The 19,387-nt window shown below is 59.5% G+C and carries 19 protein-coding genes; 7 read left to right on the forward strand and 12 right to left on the reverse strand.

Features of this window, described 5'->3' with window-relative positions; all coding sequences use genetic code 11:
* The coding region (locus B3C1_RS15985) for a hypothetical protein (RefSeq protein ID WP_008486104.1) at positions 1-586 on the forward strand (586 nt) is incomplete at its 5' end.
* Positions 587-772: 186 nt separating this feature from the next.
* Here B3C1_RS15985 and B3C1_RS15990 read toward each other — a convergent pair.
* The 5 genes from B3C1_RS15990 to B3C1_RS16010 all read right to left on the reverse strand — a co-directional run bounded on the left by B3C1_RS15990 (position 773) and on the right by B3C1_RS16010 (position 6,197).
* Positions 773-1,111 carry a hypothetical protein gene (locus B3C1_RS15990; RefSeq protein ID WP_156804591.1) on the reverse strand — a complete coding sequence of 113 codons (339 nt, stop codon included), beginning with the start codon at positions 1,109-1,111 and terminating at the stop codon, positions 773-775.
* Positions 1,112-1,394: 283 nt separating this feature from the next.
* Positions 1,395-1,577, reverse strand: coding sequence for a hypothetical protein (locus tag B3C1_RS15995; RefSeq protein WP_156804592.1), 183 nt, complete (start codon positions 1,575-1,577; stop codon positions 1,395-1,397).
* A gap of 11 nt (positions 1,578-1,588) precedes the next feature.
* On the reverse strand, positions 1,589-2,173 hold the full coding sequence (locus tag B3C1_RS16000) for a DUF6338 family protein (protein WP_008486106.1): 585 nt from the start codon (positions 2,171-2,173) through the stop codon (positions 1,589-1,591).
* Between the two features lie 829 nt (positions 2,174-3,002).
* Entirely contained in the window at positions 3,003-4,316 is a 1,314-nt protein-coding gene (locus tag B3C1_RS16005; RefSeq protein ID WP_008486107.1) for a mechanosensitive ion channel family protein, read from the reverse strand.
* A gap of 153 nt (positions 4,317-4,469) precedes the next feature.
* A complete protein-coding gene (locus B3C1_RS16010; RefSeq protein WP_008486108.1) occupies positions 4,470-6,197 on the reverse strand; it encodes a DUF885 domain-containing protein in 1,728 nt (575 codons plus the stop codon).
* A gap of 165 nt (positions 6,198-6,362) precedes the next feature.
* On the opposite strand from B3C1_RS16010, the gene B3C1_RS16015 reads away from it, so the two are divergent.
* Positions 6,363-7,358 (forward strand): TIGR00341 family protein, encoded by a 996-nt coding sequence (locus tag B3C1_RS16015; RefSeq protein ID WP_008486109.1) that lies wholly within the window; start codon positions 6,363-6,365, stop codon positions 7,356-7,358.
* Here B3C1_RS16015 and B3C1_RS16020 read toward each other — a convergent pair.
* Positions 7,355-7,729: a PH domain-containing protein gene (locus B3C1_RS16020; protein WP_008486110.1), complete on the reverse strand. Its 375-nt coding sequence runs from the start codon at positions 7,727-7,729 to the stop codon at positions 7,355-7,357. The two genes, B3C1_RS16015 and B3C1_RS16020, sit on opposite strands and share 4 nt — an antisense overlap.
* A 187-nt stretch (positions 7,730-7,916) precedes the next feature.
* Between B3C1_RS16020 and B3C1_RS16025 the strand changes: the two genes are divergently transcribed.
* From B3C1_RS16025 to ychF, 3 genes are read left to right on the forward strand one after another with little or no spacing between them, the layout of a single operon-like run.
* The gene (locus tag B3C1_RS16025) at positions 7,917-8,522 is read left to right on the forward strand and encodes a 50S ribosomal protein L25/general stress protein Ctc (protein ID WP_008486111.1); all 606 of its coding nucleotides are present in this window, start codon (positions 7,917-7,919) and stop codon (positions 8,520-8,522) included.
* Positions 8,523-8,525: 3 nt separating this feature from the next.
* A complete protein-coding gene (gene pth, locus B3C1_RS16030; protein WP_008486113.1) occupies positions 8,526-9,110 on the forward strand; it encodes an aminoacyl-tRNA hydrolase in 585 nt (194 codons plus the stop codon).
* A gap of 18 nt (positions 9,111-9,128) precedes the next feature.
* The gene (gene ychF, locus B3C1_RS16035; protein ID WP_008486114.1) at positions 9,129-10,220 is read left to right on the forward strand and encodes a redox-regulated ATPase YchF; all 1,092 of its coding nucleotides are present in this window, start codon (positions 9,129-9,131) and stop codon (positions 10,218-10,220) included.
* Between the two features lie 54 nt (positions 10,221-10,274).
* On the opposite strand, the gene B3C1_RS16040 is transcribed toward ychF, so the two are convergent.
* Both B3C1_RS16040 and B3C1_RS16045 read right to left on the reverse strand, forming a co-directional pair.
* Complete coding sequence (locus tag B3C1_RS16040; protein ID WP_008486115.1) at positions 10,275-10,535, reverse strand: hypothetical protein; 261 nt, start codon at positions 10,533-10,535, stop codon at positions 10,275-10,277.
* An 80-nt stretch (positions 10,536-10,615) separates the two neighbouring features.
* Positions 10,616-12,505 (reverse strand): extracellular catalytic domain type 1 short-chain-length polyhydroxyalkanoate depolymerase, encoded by a 1,890-nt coding sequence (locus B3C1_RS16045; protein ID WP_008486116.1) that lies wholly within the window; start codon positions 12,503-12,505, stop codon positions 10,616-10,618.
* A gap of 405 nt (positions 12,506-12,910) precedes the next feature.
* On the opposite strand from B3C1_RS16045, the gene B3C1_RS16050 reads away from it, so the two are divergent.
* Positions 12,911-14,260, forward strand: coding sequence for a Tle-like phospholipase domain-containing protein (locus B3C1_RS16050; RefSeq protein ID WP_008486117.1), 1,350 nt, complete (start codon positions 12,911-12,913; stop codon positions 14,258-14,260).
* A 67-nt stretch (positions 14,261-14,327) separates the two neighbouring features.
* A complete protein-coding gene (locus B3C1_RS16055) occupies positions 14,328-15,062 on the forward strand; it encodes an ankyrin repeat domain-containing protein (RefSeq protein ID WP_035482513.1) in 735 nt (244 codons plus the stop codon).
* Between the two features lie 26 nt (positions 15,063-15,088).
* On the opposite strand, the gene B3C1_RS16060 is transcribed toward B3C1_RS16055, so the two are convergent.
* Genes B3C1_RS16060 through B3C1_RS16075 form a run of 4 tightly spaced genes read right to left on the reverse strand, consistent with a single transcriptional unit; the run spans position 15,089 to position 19,333 of the window.
* The gene (locus tag B3C1_RS16060; protein WP_008486119.1) at positions 15,089-16,648 is read right to left on the reverse strand and encodes a PepSY-associated TM helix domain-containing protein; all 1,560 of its coding nucleotides are present in this window, start codon (positions 16,646-16,648) and stop codon (positions 15,089-15,091) included.
* The gene (locus B3C1_RS16065; protein WP_008486122.1) at positions 16,645-16,929 is read right to left on the reverse strand and encodes a hypothetical protein; all 285 of its coding nucleotides are present in this window, start codon (positions 16,927-16,929) and stop codon (positions 16,645-16,647) included. The genes B3C1_RS16060 and B3C1_RS16065 overlap by 4 nt, the downstream gene beginning before the upstream one ends.
* The gene (locus tag B3C1_RS16070; protein WP_008486123.1) at positions 16,929-17,180 is read right to left on the reverse strand and encodes a hypothetical protein; all 252 of its coding nucleotides are present in this window, start codon (positions 17,178-17,180) and stop codon (positions 16,929-16,931) included. The genes B3C1_RS16065 and B3C1_RS16070 overlap by 1 nt, the downstream gene beginning before the upstream one ends.
* A 47-nt stretch (positions 17,181-17,227) precedes the next feature.
* Complete coding sequence (locus B3C1_RS16075) at positions 17,228-19,333, reverse strand: TonB-dependent siderophore receptor (protein WP_008486124.1); 2,106 nt, start codon at positions 19,331-19,333, stop codon at positions 17,228-17,230.
* Positions 19,334-19,387: the final 54 nt, after the last annotated feature.

Consider the following 19,387-nt stretch of genomic DNA (forward strand, 5'->3'; position numbering starts at 1 on the left):
ACATATCGAGAAGTTGCGGCAGCGGCTCTGTGACCTGTCCTGGTTTATGCGTTGCTTGAACGAGCATATTGCCCGTCGGGCCAATGAAGAAGACCACTGCAAAGGCCGGTTTTGGGAGGCACGTTTTAGGTCCCAAGCCATTTTGGATGAAGCGGGGTTGCTGGCCTGCATGGCTTATGTCGACCTCAACCCCCTTCGCGCCAAGATAGTGGATACCCCTGAAGCCTCAGCAGATGTGTCACTGTCAGCAAGGCTTAGTACTGAAGACGACACTAAGCCCGCGTTACTACCCTTTGTCACCCAGTTTAAAGACAGCCCCAAAGGCATCCCCTTTGCGCTGGCCGATTACCTGGCGTTGGTGGATTGGACGGGTCGGGCACAACGAGAAGACAAGCGCGGCTTCATCACCACAGAAACCCCTGCCATTTTGGAACGCTTAGGTCTTGATGCCGACAGCTTCCTTATCGCCCTTGGCCAACACCAGCTTTCCCGTGGCTCTGTGATTGGGCACAAGCAGGCTCAAAGTGCCTACGCCAAAGCTCATCATCGACGACACGTGGTCGGCCCACCGATAAAAGCCGCTTAACTCACCCTTCACCACCACGCTCATATACCCTCAGCACCCGCTGATAGTCTCGCTCGTCTCTAATTTGCATTTTTAACAGCAAAACACGGTATCAGAGCAAAGCAAACACCCTCAAGGCTGATTAATACCGCACTGTCGATGCAATGCGAAAACTGAACTTTGGGATACTCAGAAGATGGATGTCCTTTATTTTTCGAGTGCATTGGCCATGCCCAGTTTGTTTAGTATGTGGTAATAGCACTTTTTTATACGCGCATAATGCTCAGGTGAAAATTGCATAGTGGTAGATGGAAAATTCCGCGACTCTACATAAATTCGTTGACTTTCGTTCCATTCGCCGTGTATGTAGGCATTCCGGATGTACTTACATGCCAAATAATCTTCAAAACATTCCCTTTCAGGATTTAAACCTCTCAGCTCTATTGCTTTATAAAGTTCGTCAATTTTTTCTTCGTTCGGCCCCTTTTTGAGATAGTCGGCAATATCACTCATCATGCCTTCTGGCCTAGCCCATTTCTTAATCATGGTTTCTATGCTGCCGACCATCATTACGACCCAAAGACGACAAAATGAAGAATAATGCTATCCGGTACTAGGCTTTCTGTGGGATGGTCGTCCACCAGTTTTTCTATCATTTCAAGATAGATCTGGTCATCTGAATATGCATCTATAAATTCATCTATCAATTTGAAAATCTCTTCACACTAGACCGGCCACTAACGCCCCGCTAAACGGCGAGCGTTAGCGAGTCCGGTGGAGGCCACGTTTTTTTTGTGGCCGGAACGAATTTGAGCGGTTTGTTATACGCTTACTCATCACCAGGTGGCGTTGGATTATTAGTAGGATTATCGCCACCACTAGTAGTTGGAATGTAACCCCCTTGAGGTTTTGGATCACCAGTGGGTTGTGGTGTTGGTTTGGCTGGTTGATACCCTTTTTCAATTTTTTGGGGGATATAGCCTTCATTGATTGGTTTTTTATCGTTAGACATAAAGCCTCCTTTTAGCTTCTAAGCTCGATATGGGATATTTCACTCGACAGAATTATTACCCCTGCCGTATTGTTTTTGGCCCGTTCAAAACCGCCTTTATCATTAAGCACCCACGTTTCTTCTAAGTAAATTTGCTCTGGTGCGGGAGCACTCGATGCAAAAGATTTATCAGCGTATCTACCGGCTATGATAGTGCCATCTTTCAGCGTAACTTTAACCCAGTAGGGTTTTCGCTGTGCAAATACATAATCCCACGGTTTTGCCGTTGGGTGCGGTGCGTTACGCTGAAAGAAATCACGTGTTCTGAGGTATTTCCAGATAAGAACCCAAATAATGGGGGCGATAAATAGAACAAAAATATAGAACAGATAGTATAGGAATCTACATGTTTCCTTGAGAGTTCCGGACTCAATAGAAATTATTGGGAAAATTAGCAATGCATAGTTAATAGAGCTGTAGGCTATGGCATCTACAAGCTGGTCAGAAGTTGCCCGCTCCGTTCCGGGGAAAGCAAGTTGATACGCTTTTATGCTAATGAAGCCGGGAATTACAAACGCAATAAACAATGCCAGCTTATCAATTTCCCATACGTCCATTTAATACTCCATAGTTTGATTGCGTATAACAATAGTTATGAAGCCGGCTCGCTTTCACTCATCAAACCACTGGAAAGAGTGATGTTAACCACCTGACTTCCTTGGTGATATCTGCGACCCCATCAATCACCCTGCGTGAAAACGAGCCGGCTTCTTTTGCTGATCGGACCGGCTTCTTATCATGAAGTCGGACTACCTGAAAAATCAAAATTAATCAGTATCTTAGCTAGTAACTGCTGGAATAAGCGAGCCTGGCATCCGTAATAAAGGTGCCAAATATCCATAGTGCGCCTGGATATACTGTATGCCCATCCAAAAACCTGAACGGAGCAGCCGACCAATCAGTTGGCAGCCTGACCTGCTGGTACAAGGCTCTTCCGCCCCGTTAAGCGCAGCGCTGAGCCGTAGGGAGTGAAAGGCCAGCCGAGACAAGACGTCGAGGCAGGTGAGTACGTGCCGGGAGCGCGTACGAACCGGTGGCCTGAGAACGACCAGAGGCGAAGGAGAAGCGTAGCGTGGGGCAGGGTTTTGGGTACTTTTGCCCCCAAAAGTACCGCGCTGCGGGGCGCCCCCCGCCAACAAAAGCCAGTGCCCGCTGGGCACATTCGAGACACGCTACCGCCCGTGGGTTACAGCTCCCAAACCGCTGATAGCATCCTTGTCATCAACTAAACCGTCCATAGTCGCAGGTCTATTGAAAACCAATCTCGGCAGAGCTGCGACTGAAACCTCAGACTAACCCACTGACACTATTCGGTAAATAACCCAATGCCGATAGACAAAGCAGCCCAGCGACAACCGCCACCGCGCCACCAAAGCAACACAAAAGCTAGGGTTTGCCAAAGCCTTCGTTGAGCACCCTGACCTCCCGCTGCGGGAAGGGGATTTCAAAGCCGTGCTCGTGCATGGCTTCGAGGATCATCAGCAGCAGATCCCCCCCTACCCTGTTCTTGCCGTCGTCTATGCCGTACATCCAGAACTCCACGAACATGTTGATGCCTGAATCGCCGAAGCTGTCGATTTCGCAGTCGGGCCTTTCTTCTATGGGCAGTTCCTCGCCGCTCAGCACCTTGGGATGGGAGGCCACCACCTCTTTTATGACTTCCACCAGCTTGCGCACGTCGGTGCGGTAGGCCACGGAAAAGTCCACCCGGTAGCGCTGCTTTTGGTTCTTGTGGGTCCAGTTGGTGAAGGTTTCGGTGACGAACTTTTCGTTGGGCACCATGATGTCTTTGCCGTCGAAGGTTTCCAGGGTGGTGGAGCGCAGGCTCAGTTCCCGCACTATGCCGGTGCGCCCGTCCGCCAGTTCGATGTAGTCGTCCACCGATACCGAGCGGTCCAGCAGGATGATGATGCCGGAGATAAAGTTGGAGGCGATGGCCTGCAGGCCAAAGCCCAGACCCACACCCAGGGCGCCGCCGAATACCGCCAGGGCGGTGAGGTTGATGCCCATCACCTGCAACAGCAGCAGGAAGATCACCAGGAAGATGGCCACTTCCAGCAGCTTGGCGGCCACTTCCTTGGTGCGAAAATCCAGTTTTTCCTGGCGGCGGATGATCTCCTGGCCGGTACTGTTGGACAGGCGCCCCAGCCAGAACAGCACCGACCCGAACAGCAGCACCCGCACTATGCCGTAGGCGGACACCTGGATATTGCCGATGGTTACCGAGATGGCGTCGAGGATCTCGATAAGGGGGCCAAGGCCGTCCACCAGGTGCAAGAACAGCAGCGGCAGCCCCACCCAGCGAAACACGAAGGCGATAAAGTCGCTGCGCACGTGGTCACGGATGATGGCGTTGAACACCAGCAGCATGGCCACCAGCAGGGCGGTGCGCACCAGCCAGGACTGGCCCAGCAGCTGGGCGCTGATTTCCACAAAAACGCTGAGGGCCAGGATCGCCAGCAGGGGGAAGAACAGGTTGCCCACCTTGCCGGTGAGGCGGCGCAGGGGGTTGGCCTTGGCCTCGGTGGGCAGTTCGGCAAAAAGGGGCAGATAGTGCCTCAGGCGCCGGGCCAGCAGAAAACTGATGGCAAACACCACCAGCACCAGCGCCAACTGCGCATAGGTGCTTGGCATCATCAAGGCGTCGGCGGCGCTTTGGCCGGCATCGAGCATGGTGCTTTTAAAGGTAGAGAGGTCCATAACGGCGACTCCTGGTACCAAAACGTAAGCCCGCCTGAACCAGCCGGGTTTTGCCTTGGTTTAGGTTTACGCCATGGCCTTTCTTTTGGCCAACCTGGCCCGGTTGGCAACAAAAAAGCCCGGCATGGCCGGGCTTTGGGTCTTGGGGGCGCCTTAGCGGTATTTGGGCACGAAGTCGGCCATCACCGCCTTTTCCAGCAGCTCTGGCGGCAGCAGGCCCTGGGCCAGGATAAAGTCGTGGAAGGCTTGCTGGTCAAACTTGTCCTTGAGCTTGAGTTCGACCTTGGTGCGCAGCTCCCGCAGGGCCATGTAGCCGTAGTAGTAGCTGGTGGCCTGGCCCGGGGCGCGGAAGGTGTAGCGGTCCACTTCCTGGGTGGCGAAAGGTTCGGACAGCACCACGTCGTCCATCAGCACTTTCTTGGCGTCGTCCGGGCTTATCATGCCCAGGTTCAGCATGGGGTCGAGGAAGGCGCGGGCCGCCCGTTGCAGGCGGGCCTGCAAGGAGAACAGCTGGCCGTCCAGGGGCAGGTACTGCTTCATGATGGCTTCGGAGTACAGGGCCCAGCCTTCGACGTTGGCGCTGTTGAAGGCGAAGATGGCCCTGGCCTGGGACACACCGCTTTCTACCATCTTGGAAAATTGCAGTTCGTGGCCGGGGCGGGCTTCGTGAATGGTCAGGGTCCAGGCGAAGGACTCGTTGGTAAAGTCGTCCTGCAGCTTGCCGCCGGCATTGGGGTTGTTAAGGGGCAGCACAAACTCGCCGTATTCCCCCTTGTTGCCAATCAGGCGCGGCGGGTTCATGTGGGGAGCCGGCTGGGCCGCCGACTCGGCCTCGGAGGCCAGGCGGATATTGGCTTCGCGGCTGGGCAGGGTGACGATGTTATGGTCACGCACCATCTGTTCGATGCTGGCCAGGCGCTTCTCGTAGAAAGGCAGGATAGCGGGGCCGATGAGCTGGCGTTTTTTCAGCTCACGGATCACGTCCCGGTAGTCGCTGCTCTTAAAGCCTTGTTCCTTGGCGATACGGCCGGCCAGGGACTGCATCTCGTCACGGATCTCGGCATAGCCAAACAGCGCCCGCTCCATCAGTTCCCTCGGCGCCATGTTCACCCCGTAGTTTTTCAGGGCGTTGGCGTAAAGGGCTTCTGGCAGCACGTGGCTGTCACGGGCGTGGGGTAGCAGGGTGGTTTTTACCCAGGCGTCGTAGTCGGTCAGTTCGCCGGACAGCTTGTCAAAGGCAGGCTGCCAACCTTCAAGCTTGTTGGCTTCAAAGAGCTGCTTGATGCCTTGCAGGTAGCGCTGGGTGTTGGCCAGGCCCTGCTCCACTTCCCGCTGGTAGGGGCCGATAAGGCCTTTGACCTTGAGGCGCTCTTCGGTGCGGGCACGGGCCTCTGCCACCAGGCTGGGCTTACCACTGAGGCCCGCGTAGCTTTTCAGGCGCTCAACGGCCTTGGCCTTGCGCGCATCGCTGTTGCGCTCGTCCAGCAGGCTTTGCAGGCCCTGGAACAGGGTTTCGCCGACATTGTAAAAGGGCAGCAGCTGGTCGTGTTCCAGCTTGGACGAGGCCAGGCCCCGGTCGACGGTAGCGATCATGATGCCAAGGTCCTGCTGAACCCTGGGGTCCTTTTCCTTGGCAAGCTCGGCCTTGAGCTTGGCCAAGATGGCGGCGCTGTCTTTCTGGGAGCGTTCATACACCCCTTTGGACAGATCCAGGGTCTTGCCGTCGTAGGCTTCCAGCCCCAGGTAGGAGCCCATCTCGGGGCTGTATTTAGCCATCTGTTCCAGCACCGGGGCGGCGTATTGGTTGGAGGTATCCACCCAGGCCGGTTCGGCAGCCAGGCCCAGGCTGGTCAGGCTGAGCAGCAGCAAGGACTTCTTCATCTTCTTATCCACCTTTGTTAAAGACGTTGCAGGCGTTCGGCTCAAGGTAACAGCCGGATACTGCAAACAACATAGTTGTTTTCATTATGAAAAGTAACTAGATATGACAGGGTGTCGGCCGCCCTAGCAGGCCCGGCACCAGCCCCCAACAAGGAGTGTCCCGCCATGGCCCTAAGGCTGATGACCCTGGTGGTAGCCCAGGACAATAAGGACAAAGTGCAAGCCATTTTGGACGAGCGCAAGGTCAGGGATTGCTGGCAGGAACGGGAAGACGGCCTGCTGCTCACCAACCTGCTGCTAAACGCCGAACAGGCCGAGCCGCTGATGGACGCCTTCAGCAGCGCCTTTGCCGACCAGGACAGCTTCAAAGTGATCCTGGTGCCGGTGGAAGCGGCCCTGCCCCACCCCGAAGAAGAGGACCAGGCCCCCAAGGCCGAGCTGGAAGAAGAAAAGAAGGCCGCCAACCGGGTCAGCCGGGACGAACTCTACGAAGAGGCGTTAAGCGGCACCAAGCTGGGCCGCAATTACCTGCTGATGGTGCTGCTGTCGGCCCTGGTGGCGGCGGTGGGCCTGTTGCGGGACGACATCGCCATCATCATCGGCGCCATGGTGATAGCCCCGCTGCTGATGCCCAATATCGCCCTGAGCCTGGCCACCACCCTGGGGGATATCAAATTGGGTAAAAAAGCCCTGTGGTGCAATGCCGCCGGCCTTGGCCTGGGCTTTTTACTGGCCGGGGCCATCGGCTTTGCCATCAAGGTGGACCCGGCCATACCGGCCATTGCCGGGCGCACCCAGGTGGCCCTGTCGGACCTGGTGTTGGCCCTATGCGCCGGGGCCGCCGGCACCCTGGCCTTTACCGCCGGCCAGGCCGGCGCCGTTATCGGCGTTATGGTGGCGGTGGCGCTGATGCCGCCTTTGGTCACCGCCGGTTTGCTGCTGGGCAGCGGCGAGCTGGCCCTGGCGGCCAGGGCCGGGCTCTTGGTGTTTACCAACCTGGTGTGTATCAACCTGGCCGGGGTGGGCACCTTTTTATTGCAAGGCCTTGGCCCTCGCCACTGGTGGCAGGAAGAAAAGGTGCGCAAGGCCAGCCTGCGCGCCTTTGCCATCTGGGTGGCGCTGCTGCTGGCCCTGGCGGCGGTGATAGGTACCCTGCTTTAAAGCAGGTGGTTGGACAGGGTGCGGTACAGCTCCCTGACGTCATTGCCCTTGCCCAGCTCGCGGCTGATGGGTTCGGGCTCCGAGCCCACCCACAGCTTGATTTCGGCGTCCAGGTCGAAGTGGCCGGCGGTTTCCAGGGCGTATTTGGTGACCTTGTTGTAGGGCACCGACAGCACAAATTGCTTTTTGCCGGTCAGGCCCTGTTTGTCCACCAGGATGATGCGCTTGTTGGTGAACACGAACAGGTCGCGGATCAGCTGGTAGGCCTTGTCTATCTGTTCGCCGTCGGCCAATAGCGGCCCCAGGGTGGCGTCCAGCTTCTCGCTGCTCACCTCTGAGCCCATGCCCAGTAAACCGGAAAAGAGTCCCATCTTGTCATCTCCTTATCAAAAGCCGCCCCGACACTATCACAACCCCCTGTTTTTGGCAGCCAGGGGCCTGTTGTGGCGGGGCTGGTGCTTTGTTAAACTAGCGCGCCCCTTGCCGGACCCGGCAGGAGGATCGATCGGTTTCTTGGTCGCGGGAAGCCGATAACTTACTTATTTTTGGAGTAATACCATGTCTTATATTTTTGAAGCAGAACTCCGTACTGACCTGGGGAAAGGTGCGAGCCGCCGCCTGCGTCGTGAGGAAAAAGTACCTGCTATCGTTTACGGTGCTGACAAAGAGCCGGTCTCCATCGCCCTGGATCACAACAAAGTGATCGAAGCCCAGGCCGAAGAAGGTTTCTACACCCACATCCTGACCCTGAACATCGCCGGTGCCAAAACCGAAGTTCTGGTTAAGGACATGCAGCGCCACCCCTATAAGCCGAAAGTCACCCACATCGACTTCCTGCGCGTAGACGCTTCCCACAAAGTGGTCACCAAAGTGCCCCTGCACTTCGTTGGTGAAGAAGCTGCTACCAAGAAAGGCGGCGTAGTTGCCCGTCTGGCTTCCGAAGTGGAAATCACCTGTCTGCCCAAAGACCTGCCTGAGTTCATCGAAGTGAACGTAGCCGGTCTGGAAGTAGGCGCTACCCTGCACCTGACCGACCTGGCCGTACCTAAAGGTGTTGCCCTGGTTGAGCTGGCTAAAGGCGAAGACCACAACCAAGCCGTATTCTCCCTGAACGCTCCTAAAGGCGGCGTCAGCGAAGAAGCTGAAGGTGAAGCTGCTGAGTAAAGCGTGAGCGATATTCAACTGCTTGTGGGCCTGGGTAATCCAGGCCCCGAATACGCCCAAACCCGCCATAATGCCGGCGCCTGGTATATCGAGGAGCTGGCCCGCCTTCACCGGCAATCCCTGACCCTGGAAAGCAAATTCTCCGCCTTCACTGCCCGCATTCAAATCAAGGGCAAGGATGTGCGTTTGCTGGTCCCCACCACGTACATGAACCTCTCTGGCAAAGCCGTCGGCGCTTTGGCCAACTTTTACCGTATTCCGGTAGAGAGCATACTGGTGGCCCACGACGAGATGGACCTGCCTCCCGGGGTAGCCCGCTTCAAGCAAGGCGGAGGCCATGGCGGCCATAACGGCCTGAAAGACATCATGGCCAAGATGGGCAACAACCCGAATTTCCACCGGTTGCGTATCGGTATCGGCCACCCGGGAGACCGCAACAAGGTCACCGGTTATGTGCTGGGCAAGGCTCCGGCCGCCGAGCAAGAGCAGATCAACGCAGCCATAGACGAAGCCATCCGGGCCACCGACATTCTGTTCGACAGCGGTATTACCGCAGCCCAGAACCGGCTTCACGCCTTTAAGGCCTAAATTTTCGAGGAAGACTCCATGGGATTCAAATGTGGCATTGTGGGCCTGCCCAACGTCGGCAAATCCACCCTGTTCAATGCGCTGACCAAGGCCGGCATCGAAGCCGCCAACTTCCCCTTTTGCACCATTGAACCCAACACGGGTGTGGTTCCGGTTCCGGATATCCGCCTGAACAAGCTGGCCGAGATCGTCAACCCCCAGCGGGTACTGCCCACCACCATGGAGTTTGTGGACATCGCCGGCCTGGTGGAAGGTGCCTCCAAAGGTGAAGGCCTGGGTAACAAGTTCCTGGCCAACATCCGTGAAACCGACGCCATTGCCCACGTGGTACGTTGCTTCGAAAACGACAACATCATCCACGTGGCCGGCAAGGTAAACCCGGCCGAAGACATCGACGTCATCAACACCGAACTGGTGCTGGCGGACATGGAAGCAGTAGACCGCGCCCTGACCCGGGTACAGAAAAAGGCCAAGGGCGGCGACAAGGAAGCCAAGGCCGAGCAGGACGTGCTGCTGAAAATTCAGCCGCACCTGGAAGCCGGTAAGATGCTGCGCTCCTTCGGCCTGAGCGCCGAAGAAAAGGCCGCCATCGGCTACCAGAACTACCTGACCGGCAAGCCCACCATGTACATTGCCAACGTCAATGAAGACGGCTTTGAGAACAACCCTTATCTGGATAAGGTACGGGCCATCGCCGCCGACGAAGACGCCATAGTGGTGCCGGTGTGCGCCGCCGTTGAGTCTGACATCGCCGAGCTGGACGACGAAGACCGCCAAGCCTTTATGGAAGAGCTGGGCCTGGACGAGCCGGGCCTGAACCGGGTGATTCGCGCCGGCTACGAGCTTTTGAACCTGCACACCTACTTCACCGCCGGTGTCAAAGAAGTGCGGGCCTGGACCATCAAGGTCAACTCCACCGCCCCCCAGGCGGCCGGTAAGATCCACACCGACTTCGAAAAGGGCTTTATCCGCGCCGAAGTGGTGGGCTACGAGGACTTTGTCGCCAACAACGGCGAACAAGGAGCCAAAGAAGCCGGTAAATGGCGCCTGGAAGGCAAGGAATACATCGTCAAAGACGGCGACGTGATCCACTTCCGCTTCAACGTCTAACCCCGTTGCAACGAAAAAAGCCGCCCTAGGGCGGCTTTTTTTATGGCCAGCGCCTTACAACACCAGCAGCAGGCCGCCGAACAGGTAGGCCACCAGGCTTCCCATTACGCCGCCCGCCACCAGGCTGGGCTTCCAGGCCAGCCCCGGCGGCGCCAGGTGCAATGACAACACAGTGGCAAGGGCGGCCAACAAGGCCCCCGCCAGCAGTACCAGGGGCCCGGGGCCCCGGTACAGGTAAAGACTCCAGGAGCTGCCTACCGCCAACAGATTACCGCCACAGCTAAGGGGAATGGCCCAACGCAGTACGGGTTTCATAAAGACGCCTTTTTTTAAGGGGACGCTAAGGCAAAGATAGCCGCCCCGGCGCCACAAGAGGTCGTAGCAGCGGATGGCCCTTAGTCGCAGCTGCCCAGGTACCAGCTCTGGCCGTCGTCTGAATGCAGGGTGTTTACCCCCCAGGTAGAGCCGGCCATGGGCTGGTCGCTGCCGGTGGCAAAGTAGTCCGGCGCCAGGGGGTTGCCGGTGCTGTAGGCGCGGCCCGCCACCTTCTGGCTGTAGTTATTGGTGGTAAAGGTTTGGCAATCGCCGTCCCCTTCATCTGGGGGCGGCGTGCTGCTGCCAGAGCAGGCCTGCACCGGCCCCTGGCAACTGGCGTCATCGTCCTGCCAGCGGCACTGCTCGCCGCTGGTCACCTCACGCAGGGTAAAGCTCGCCGTGCCGTATTCGAGGTAACAATTGGCGTAATTGGTGTAGTCGAGGCGCCCGGCGCTGATGTGGCCGTCAAGGGTAGCGGTTTGGCCGGCGTCGATTGCAAAATCCAGTACCTGGCTGGTACTCAAGCCCCCGGCGTCGGTGGCGGTGACGGTAACGCTGTTGCTGCCTCCCGGCAGGTTGCAGCGCTGGCCGCTAAATTGGCTGGCGCTGATATCAGCATTTTGGGTGGCGCCAGCAAAGGCCAGGGTAACGGCGCTCAAATCCTCATTCACATCCACCACGGTACCGGTCACCAGGGCGCATTGGCCGCTTACCGCCACATTGAGGTTGGACAGCACCGGGGCGCTGGCCGGTGGCGCCGGCCCTACCCTGGCGCTGCCTTGGTAGAGGTTGCCGTCCAGGCCTTCGTCGTCGGTGGCGAGCACCGCCACCTGGTAAAGGTCATTGGCAAGGGCCGGGCTTTGCAGGCTAAAGCTGCCATCGGCCGCTACCGTGGCACTAGCAGATTGCTCGCTGCCATTGCTGGCCACAAAGCGGGCGCTGACGGCCGCCACGCTGCCCTCAGCATCCACCGCCTTGCCGGTGACCAGGATGCGATCACCATTGACCCCCAGCGCCACGTTACTCAGCACCGGCCCCTGGTTGCGGCTGACCCTTTTGTTGTTCTCCATAAAGTAGCGGCCAAGATAGCGGGCGTAGTTGATGCTGGCGCCGTTGATGTAACTGCCGCTGGCACCCTCGCCGCCAGACCAAGCGTGGTCGACATTGTTGAACCACAGCATGGATACCCGCCCGTCTCGCCACAGGCTTTGTTCGGCGCTGTGGCCGCTGCCTTCGCTGATAAGGGTGCTGCCCGGCAAGGGGCTGACCCCATAAAGGGCCGCCATGCCCTCGGCGTTTTGGCTGTTGTAACAGAGGTTGACGGTGCTATCGCTATCCCCTTGGGCGATGGAGGCGATTTGGCTGCCAAGATAGCTTTGGTAGCTGCCGGCGTATTGGCTACAGCGGCTGGCCACATCGGCGCTTTCACAGGGGCCAAGGGCGCCGCTGGAGCTGGTGCCGATGCTGGGCCCGGCGCTGATGCCCATGCCGGCAAAAACGTCTGGCGCCAGGCAGGCGGTGGTATTGGCAAAGCTGGCCCCAGACGACAGCCCGGCGATATAAACCTGGTTGGCATCGATATGGCGGCTGGTATCCGCCACCAGGGCCTGGGCCAGGTTTATGAGGTTTTTATAGTCGCCGCTGCTGCGGGATTTGGTGCCGCTCCAGTAAGACCAGCAGCTAAAGCCGGCCTTGTTCATTGCGTCCGGCACGGCGATCACCAGGCCAAACTCCTCGGCGGCGTCTTCAAGGTTGGCGGTCAGATAAGCGTCGATGGCCTGGGTGCAGCCATGCAATACCAGCAGCAGGCCACGGCCGTCGCCGATGCTCGACTGGCTGTCCGGGGTATAGATATGCACCTTGTTAAAGCCCCCCAGGCTTTGGTTTTTACTCCAGCTGCCGGCATAGGCCACGGCGCCCAGCCCCAGCCATAAGGCCAGAGCCAGTAGGATATCCTTCTTCGTTATCATTTTTTGCTGCCCTCTTTGGATGATGTCTCGGTGTGGGCCGGCATCGGCTCATGCCCTGCACAGCGCCTTTCATCCCAGAAAGCAGCAAGCCAGTCCTGCCTCCATCCTAGGGACCGATAGAGAAAGAGGGTTTAGTACTTTAGTGTTAATTGCGCCGCCGCTGGCGGCGGGAAAGCCCCTCGGACCCAGGCCACGCAAACCTTTGCGCGATGGCGGCTTTCACCATTTTTTGACCTGCTTATCCTTGTAAAACAGCTTCTTGATCAATATTGCCTTAAGGCGAATTACCCTTTTTGGCCAGCCCTTTGCCTAGGGCCTTGGCCATTGACGGCCCAGGCCACCTCTTGCCAGACTGTCCAGGTCAATTTTTGACCCATAACGATAATGACAGTGGGGAAGGCAAGGATGGCAACCAGGACAGAGCATGGTTGGTTACTGGAAGACCGTTGGGGGCGCAGCTACCTGTGCAGCCAGGGATTGCCCCGCCCCGACGCCCTCGACACCTGGCAACTGATCTGGCTGGACAGCCCAGGCCCGGCCGCCCAGTTTCTAGACGACCTAACCGATCTTGGCGACCTTGGCACTGAACTGGGTCTTGGGGGCCAGGGGGATGTCAGGGCCAGGCTGGTAAGCAAGCTGGTCAGGGGCGATCTGAAGGTATGGCAACTGCCCAATCCCTGGAACGAACCTGGCATAGCCGGTGCCAGCGCCCTGTCCTCGGCGGAGGCCGACAGCCAGGATGCCCCCCGCCAGCAGCAGGCCGGCCCCAGCAGCGCCGCTGCCGCTGCGCCCTTGGCCCGGTTGGGTGACAACGCCGAGGCCCTGGCCGCCTTGGACCCCGTGGCCGCCCGCCAACAGCGCTACCAGGCAAGGCTTGGCCTTATCGATCAGACGGCCGGTATCCCAGAAGCCGCCGCCGCCAATGCCCGCCTGGCCTTTAACAACGACAATATCCTGCGGGCCGAAGCGGCCCAGTATGTTTACCGGGTTGACGAGTTCCGCCGGGGCGCCCTGGCCGAACTGCCGACGCCGCCGGTGGGCCTGACGCTGCTGGAAGGCAGCGATGTGCCCGGCATGGCCGGCGCCAACTTCTCCGATCCGGACAGCGGCTTCGGCGCCGCCCTGTTCGAGTCGCAAATCAACGGCGAAGTGATGCTCACCTACAGGGGCACCAACAACGCCGTGACCGGTAAAAAGGACTGGGCCACCAACTTCGCCCAGGGCATGGGCAAGGAAACCGGCCAATACAACCAGGCCATGGACCTGGCCAAGCTCACCAAACGGGCCCTGGGGGACGACTTCACCATAGTGGGCCACTCCCTGGGGGGCGGCTTGGCGTCGGCCGGGGTTGCAGTGACAGGCCAACCCGGTTACACCTTCAACTCTGCCGGGTTGCATCCCAAGACCGCAGCGCGGCTGGGTGGCCTGAGCAATGCCGATGCCGGCAAGCTGATCCAGAGCCAGGCGGTGGACGGGGAGATCCTGACCATGGCCCAGAAATACGGCAACGCCGCTCTGAGTGGGCTGCTGGCCACAGCCGGCGGCCTCTTGGGTGGCCCCCTTGGCGCCGTGGCCGGCTTGCTGATCGGCGGCGTGTTGCCGGATATTCCCGAGGCCATAGGGAGTATCAGCCCCTTACCCAGCGTTCAGGGGGGCAACCCCATAGCCCGCCATGGCATGGATCAGGTGATCGCCGGCATCGAGTCCCAGAAAGCCGAAGACATCAGTACCCTCAGCGGTTTAGTGGGAGGATAGGTTGAAACCCATAGGGATAATCATGGTATTGCTGGCCCTGGCCAGCTGCGGCCTCAAAGGAGACAGTATGAAGGCAACGGACTTTTTCAGCCCCCAGATGGTCACCTTGCTGGAGGACATTGCCCAGGGCAACCAGGGGGACGCCCAGCAGAAACTGGCCGGCGGCCTGGACCTTAACAGCCGGGGCCAGGAGGGCATCACCCCCCTGTTCTGGCTGATGATGGAAAAGGACAAGGACGCCGTAAAAAGGGCGCTGCAACTGGGCGCCGACCCCAATTATCCTTCCTGCACCGGTAACACCCCGGTGGCGGCCGTGGCCGGCGGTAATGACGATGCCCTGCTGGCGCTGCTGCTGGACCAGGGCGGCGACCCCAATTCGGTCAACCAGAAAGGGGAGCCGGCTCTCTTTGAGGCCATAGGGGAAGAGCGCTGGTCCCAGGTGCAGATGTTGCTGGACCACGGCGCCGACCTGGACAAGCTGGACAACCTGCACCGCAACAGCGCCCTGTACGCCGCTACCCTCAACAAGTACGAGATCGCCTACAAGCTGGTGGAGCTGGGCGCCGACTACCGGCTGCGCAGCACGGTGGATGACGATATCGCCTGGAATATCCACGAAGGGCTCAGCCAGGGGCTGCTCAACCCCGCCTACCCCGCTTACGGTTGGGCCCAGAAGCTCAAAACCCTGCTGATAGAAAAAGGCGTGCAGTTCCCGCCTCTCTCACCCCGTGAGGTGAGGATCAAAGAAGGCCGCCCCAACCGCTGGGACCTCAAGGCCCAGGCCAAGGAAAAGCAGCATTGAAAAAGCCGCCCCAAGGGGCGGCTTTTTTAGGCCCAGACGCTGTCTTTGGCCCGGCGCCTGGCGGCAATGCCCGCCAGCCACCACAGCAGCCCTGCCCCCAGCAACAGGGTGGCGTCCACACTCAGGGTGGCCAGGCTGGTTGAGGGCCAGCTCAAGGCGCCAAGGGCGCCCAGCAGGGAACCGAGGGGCACGGCCAAGGCCAGCAGCGCCGTGGCTCTCATCAGTGCCGGGGCGCAACCCGCTCCTCTTAGCAGGCAGCAGACAACCACCGCCAGGAAGAGCCCGTAGTAGAGCCCCAGGTACCAGTTGTTGATATTGCCGACACTGCCCTGCAGCCACTTGGCCGCCAACATGGCCCCTACGACGCCGGCCACCGACCCTAAGCAACAGCCGACGGTCAGCGCCCCCATGATGCGGCTGGACAAGGTCTGAGGCGGCAGGCTGCCGTCTTTACGTTGGCGCTTGCGCCGGCTTTCCAGCCACAGCAGGTTGCCGGTATAGAACACCGCCGCCCCGGCCAGCCCCAGCAGGAAATAGACCCACTTGATGACCGGCCCGCCGAAGCTGCCAAAGTGCAGGGTAAAGAAGCTGTTAACCGCATTACCCCAGCCGTTGCTGCCCTCCGGCAGGTAGTCGGTGAGGGTGACATCGCCGCTGTAAGGGTCGAGGGTCAAAAAGCCCCCTGTGGCTCCCCGGCTGAAATAACGGTCCGAGTAGGCTTTGGCCCTGGCGCTGGCCCTGGCTGATCCCAGGCCCGACAGGGACAACTCCTGCACCTCGAACTCGGGGGCTGCCGCCCTGGCCTTGGCCACCAGCTGTGCCGGCGGCAACGGGCTGGCGCCGCTCTGGTATTGGGCCGTTGGGAAACGGAACAGGTTGCCCTGCTGGTAGACGCTCTGTTGCAGGCCGTCGTAGAAGATGTCGTGAAAGGCAAAGACCACCACGCTCAGGCTGATCAGCACGTGGAAGGGGAAGCTGGTCAGCCCCAACAGGTTATGGGTGTCCAGCCAGAACCGCTTGGCCGATGGCTGGCGCAGGGCAAAGAAGTCTTTGACCAGGGTCGGCAGCAGCAAGATAAGCCCCGACACCAGGGCCAGGAAGTAAAGGCCACTGGCCACCCCCATCACCAATACCCCCAGCATTTCATGGCCCAGGTTGCCGGGAATGCCGGCGGTGCGGTGCAGCAAATCCACCAGGCCAGCCAGTTGGGAAGGCACTACCTGCACTACCTGGAACTGGCCGTGCTCGTCCAAGCCGGCCAGGGCCCGTTCACCGTCAAGGTCCAACCGCCGCCCAGCCGGCTTTGGGGTCCAGCTGAGGGTGGCCAGATCCCCTTCCAGGTGCAGGTTGTAACCGGCGTTAAGGCCAGGATAGCGAGCACTCAGCTCTGCCAGGTGCGACGACCACTCTGCCAGGGGCAAGGGCCTTAACTGCTGGGCCTTGGGTGTGGCCCAGGCATCCAGGGCCGGTTTGAACATGGACAGGGCTCCGGCAAAAAAGCCGATAAAGAGCACTATGCCGGCACAGATCCCAACCCAAGTATGCAGGTCCTTGTAAACCTTAAGGATATGACCACGGATCTTCATAAAGCCCCCTTAAGGCACCAAAAGACCAGGGTGACCAGCAGGCAGGCCAGCCCCAGCCAGAACCAGGCCCTTAGGCCGGTTGGGAACAGATACACCAGGCTCAGCACCAGCAGCCATACCGGCGCCATCAGCCACATCACGAATTGCGCCTTGTAGGGGTCCGTCAGCTCGCCAGGCCCCATCAGGGCCACCAGGCTGGCAAGGCCCAAGGCCAACCAAAATCCCAGCAACAGGCCGGCCAGGGTTTTACTGAGCCAATGGGGTTTGAGGACGCGGGCCATCAGGACGCCCTCCTGAGCAGGCCGCTCAAGGCCACCAGGGGCAGGGTCAGCATCACCAGGCTGGCCCAACTGAAAATGGCGCTGAGAAGGCTAAAAACCTGGCAAAAGCCCAGCAGGCCAAGGGCCAGGGCCAGCCAGCCCAAGGCGCGCCAGCGCGGCCCAAGGGGAGCCTGGCGCCAGTGCTGGTGGCTGCTGCAAAGATAAAAAAACAGGCTGCCGGCCAACACCAGCAGCACACTGACAAGGGTCATGGACTCGTCCTTGTGGTTAAAAAAGCCGGCCGGGCCGGCACTCCAATTTAAAAAGCCAGGCTGGCGTTAACGGCCAATTGACGTGGCTCGCCGATACGCAGGCCGCCGGTGCCGTCGGTGCTCCAGTAGCGCTTGTCGGTCAGGTTGGTCAGGGTGGCGCGCAGGGTCAGCGGCCTTTGCCAGAGCCGGGTTTGGTAGCTGGCGCTGGCGTCCACCAGGGTGTAATCAGGCAGTCGCCAGTTGTTGGCGGCATTGAGGTAACGCTTGCCGTAATACTTGGCACCGGCGTCCAGGCTCAGGCCGGGAATGGCATGAACCCGGTAGCTCAGGCCAAGGGCCCCCTGCCAGTCAGGGGTCGCTTCCACGTCGTTGCCCTGGATGCTGCTGCCGGGGGCCCTGTTGTCATAGCGACTGTCGAGCTTCATCAGGTTGGCCCGCAGCGACCAGTTGTCGTCCAGGCGCAGGTGGCCGTCCAGCTCTATGCCCTCAAAGCGGCTTTGGCCGTCCTGCACGTAGACATTGTCGCTGTTGCCGTAGGCGGCGCCCTTTTCGATACGGAACAAGGCGGCGCTGGCAAACCAGCGTTCACGCTCAAACTTGACCCCCAATTCGTACTGCTTGCTCTTCAAGGGATCCAGCATCTGGTCGGCATTGGCGTAGCTGTCGCCCACTATGCCCCCTTCCTCCAGGGCCTCCACGTAGCTGCCGTAGAAGGTGGTGTCTTGCCAGGGTTTGAACATCAGCGCTGCCGTCGGGGTATTGGCACTGGTGCTGTAGTTGCTGGCCGCCAGGTAGCTGACGCTTTCGTACTGGATATGGCGCAGCCCCAACAGCAGCTGCCAGTGCTGGCCAAAGGACAGGGTGTCGGACAGGAAACTGGAGCGCTGGCGTACGAAGTAGCCTTTCTCGTTGTTCTCGACAAACTGCGAGTCATAGCGCTGAGGGTTGGGGTTGTAGAGATTGTCAAAGGTGCTGGGGTCGCTGGGGTCGGTTAACCAGAACACGTATTTCTGCGGCTTGTCGGTGCGATAGCCTGTGGTCTTCTGGTAACTGACCCCCGTCACCAGGTTGTGCTCCAGCCAGCCGGTGGCGAACTGGCCGCTCAGCATCAGCTGGCCTGTATCAAAATCGGTGTCAAAGGCCTGATCGTAAACCCGGACCCGCAGATCGCCGTCGCTGTTGACCAGGTAGTTGAGGGTTTTCACCCAACGGGTGTTGTTCTCGGTATGGCTGTAGTCGGCCTTGAGCTGCCAGTCGTCGGCCAGCTGCCAGGCCAGGCTGGTCATGCCCACCAGGGTTTGGCTGTCTTCAAAGCTGCCTTTGGCAGAGAGGTTGCGGCTGCCGTCCACCGTGGCCGGCAGGTCGGCGTCGCTGTCCAAGAGCGACGTGAAAAACCAGGACGTGACATTGTCCACGTCCCTGTCCTGGTAGAGCAGATCCACTGTCCAGGTCAGCTCCGGGGTCAACTTGCCGTCAAACGCCAGGGCGGCACTGTTGCGGCGGATATGGCCGCCGTCGGTAAAGGTGTCACCGTCTTCATAGCCCAGATTGGCCCTGAGCCCGAAGCGGTCAGCCTCACCAAAACGGCTGGAGACGTCCAGCTGGGTATTGAAGATGTTGTCGGTGCGGTAGCCGGCCGCCAGGCTCAGGGAGTCTTTCCTGGCTTTTTTGGTGACGTAGTTGACGATACCGCCGGGGGCGGCAAAGCCGTACATGAAGCCGGTGGCGCCCTTTAAGACGTCGACCCTTTCCAAGGCTTCGTAAGGCATCTCGCCGGTGAAATTGCTAAAGGGCAGGCCATTGATTTTAAAACTGTTGGTGTAGTCCAGGGCCAGGCCTCTGATGCTCATGGTCGAGCCCCAGTTGCTGTAGGCGCCTCCCAGCACCGACACCGAGGCGTCGCGGCTGAACAGGGTTTCCAGGTTACTGACCTGGTGGGCCTGCAGTTCTTCTTCACTGATGCTGACCACCGAGAAAGGCGTATCCAGAATCGACGCCGAGCCCAGTACGCCGTTGTCCACCGAGCTGTCCAGCGCCTGGATCTGGCGGCCGATAACGGTGATGGTCTCGGTGGTGTCGTCTGCTGCAAGGGCGGGGCCGGCCAGTGCCAGGGCGATGGCTGCGGCCAAGGGGGTTGGATTCTGGTAGCGCACGTCTTCTGTCTCCCTGATAGAAGTGGCCAGGCCGGAGTGCCCGGCAGGGGGCCC

It is taken from the genome of Gallaecimonas xiamenensis 3-C-1, assembly GCF_000299915.1.
Lineage (GTDB): Bacteria > Pseudomonadota > Gammaproteobacteria > Enterobacterales > Gallaecimonadaceae > Gallaecimonas > Gallaecimonas xiamenensis.

Coding starts and splice junctions, on each gene's coding strand:
- B3C1_RS15990 (WP_156804591.1), bottom strand. CDS start 1,111: ATGATTAAGAAATGGGCTAGGCCAGAAGGCATGATGAGTGATATTGCC.
- B3C1_RS15995 (WP_156804592.1), bottom strand. CDS start 1,577: ATGTCTAACGATAAAAAACCAATCAATGAAGGCTATATCCCCCAAAAA.
- B3C1_RS16000 (WP_008486106.1), bottom strand. CDS start 2,173: ATGGACGTATGGGAAATTGATAAGCTGGCATTGTTTATTGCGTTTGTA.
- B3C1_RS16005 (WP_008486107.1), bottom strand. CDS start 4,316: ATGGACCTCTCTACCTTTAAAAGCACCATGCTCGATGCCGGCCAAAGC.
- B3C1_RS16010 (WP_008486108.1), bottom strand. CDS start 6,197: ATGAAGAAGTCCTTGCTGCTGCTCAGCCTGACCAGCCTGGGCCTGGCT.
- B3C1_RS16015 (WP_008486109.1), top strand. CDS start 6,363: ATGGCCCTAAGGCTGATGACCCTGGTGGTAGCCCAGGACAATAAGGAC.
- B3C1_RS16020 (WP_008486110.1), bottom strand. CDS start 7,729: ATGGGACTCTTTTCCGGTTTACTGGGCATGGGCTCAGAGGTGAGCAGC.
- B3C1_RS16025 (WP_008486111.1), top strand. CDS start 7,917: ATGTCTTATATTTTTGAAGCAGAACTCCGTACTGACCTGGGGAAAGGT.
- ychF (WP_008486114.1), top strand. CDS start 9,129: ATGGGATTCAAATGTGGCATTGTGGGCCTGCCCAACGTCGGCAAATCC.
- B3C1_RS16040 (WP_008486115.1), bottom strand. CDS start 10,535: ATGAAACCCGTACTGCGTTGGGCCATTCCCCTTAGCTGTGGCGGTAAT.
- B3C1_RS16045 (WP_008486116.1), bottom strand. CDS start 12,505: ATGATAACGAAGAAGGATATCCTACTGGCTCTGGCCTTATGGCTGGGG.
- B3C1_RS16050 (WP_008486117.1), top strand. CDS start 12,911: ATGGCAACCAGGACAGAGCATGGTTGGTTACTGGAAGACCGTTGGGGG.
- B3C1_RS16055 (WP_035482513.1), top strand. CDS start 14,328: ATGAAGGCAACGGACTTTTTCAGCCCCCAGATGGTCACCTTGCTGGAG.
- B3C1_RS16060 (WP_008486119.1), bottom strand. CDS start 16,648: ATGAAGATCCGTGGTCATATCCTTAAGGTTTACAAGGACCTGCATACT.
- B3C1_RS16065 (WP_008486122.1), bottom strand. CDS start 16,929: ATGGCCCGCGTCCTCAAACCCCATTGGCTCAGTAAAACCCTGGCCGGC.
- B3C1_RS16070 (WP_008486123.1), bottom strand. CDS start 17,180: ATGACCCTTGTCAGTGTGCTGCTGGTGTTGGCCGGCAGCCTGTTTTTT.